The following is a 1,456-nucleotide window of genomic DNA, read 5'->3' as shown; positions in this document are numbered from 1 at the left end:
GCTCTCATTTGTAATCTCTACCTTGTTTGTCTCGACAGGGTTTTCGATTGTCAAAGTGGCATTATTGAGCGTAAGAGTGTTTTGCCCGCTGTATTTGTCATCAGTATTGTTATCTGTTGAGATTTTTCCTTTGATTGTATTGAGAGTTCCGCCATTGAAGGTGATGGTGTTTTTATGACTATAATTTCCTTCATACTTGGATTTTTTAGCAAGAACATCTCCTTCGATGGTATTAGGCCCTGTCCCATTGAAAGTAATTGTATTGACCGACTCACGTCCATTCCAAGAATAATAATTGCCCCATTCATCTGTAGCAACTATATTACCCTTAATAATATTAGTGCCATGATTATCAAAAAGGATTTCATTGATTCCGGTATATGCAACAATGACATCTAAATCACTTGTTTGGCTTGATGCTTTTTCAATCGTATTTGTTCCATTTCCTTTAAAGATGATTTCATTTTTTCCTAGGAAAAAGGTTTGATACTGAAGAAAACCATCTGCAGAAATTTTTCCTTGAATGCTTCCTGATTGTTCAAAAACTACACGATTGGTTGAACTTACATTGCCCTTAGATGAACCTCCAAAAGCTCCGACATTTCCCTCAAGTTTAGCACCTTCTCCTTTGAAGGTTACTTCATTGTATCCAACTCTTTGATAACCATCTCTTTTGGCATAGATATTCCCCTTCATTGATCCTGTTTCAAAAACGACATGATTGCCTCTATTCCTATCAAGGGAGTTACCGTAACCACTTCCATAACTGATAATATCTCCTTCTAAAACAATATCACTATTGTTTTTGCCTTTAAAGATTACATCCTTTCTCTGGAAGTCGTTTCCATCGCTACTGTTCTGTCCCCTTCCAGTTTGGATGTTCCCCTTCATGATCGCATTTTCAAAGGTAACTGTGAGTCCTTTTGTACTAGGGCTTTCCAGTACTTGTCCCCCGATATTTCCCTCCAAAGTTCCATTCTTAATAGTTAGACTTCCTCCATTGATATCGCTTTGGATATTTGCTTTTTTGGGAGTTTGATTTGACAAATCAATCGTCTTTGATTCTCCAGAAATCGTAATTGTCTCAATTCCTTCAGAAAAAACTTGTTTATCAATTTGAGGAAGGTTTTCTAATTCATTCCCATACATAACTCCCGCACTTAGCATCAAAGTTAAGGAAGTTGCGATTAAGGGTTTTCTCTCATAGAATTTTTTCATAGATCCTGCGTGTTTTGCCTTTTTTTGAGCATAAATAGCCTTTTTCATCATTTTGAGATGTCTCCTTGTTGTTTTTAATGCATGTTGTATTTCAAGAATTTTTATTAAAAAGATTCTGAAATCATAGAATATTATATTTTTAACGAAATTCAAATAAAAATAATCTTTTTTATCTTTATTGATGCTTAATTACTAAATATTTTCAATTTTTATTAACAAATAAATGAATCTAATGAAG

The 1,456-nt window shown here is 34.3% G+C and carries 1 pseudogene; it reads right to left on the bottom strand.

Features of this window, described 5'->3' with window-relative positions:
* A pseudogene (locus LW137_RS07070) lies at positions 1-1,266 on the bottom strand (hypothetical protein); the annotation flags it as partial.
* Positions 1,267-1,456: the final 190 nt, after the last annotated feature.

It is taken from the genome of Helicobacter kayseriensis (assembly GCF_021300655.1).
Taxonomy (GTDB): Bacteria; Campylobacterota; Campylobacteria; order Campylobacterales; family Helicobacteraceae; genus Helicobacter_G; species Helicobacter_G kayseriensis.
Note: the sequence above shows the minus strand (reverse complement) of the source record. Positions and strands in the feature narration are given on the sequence as shown.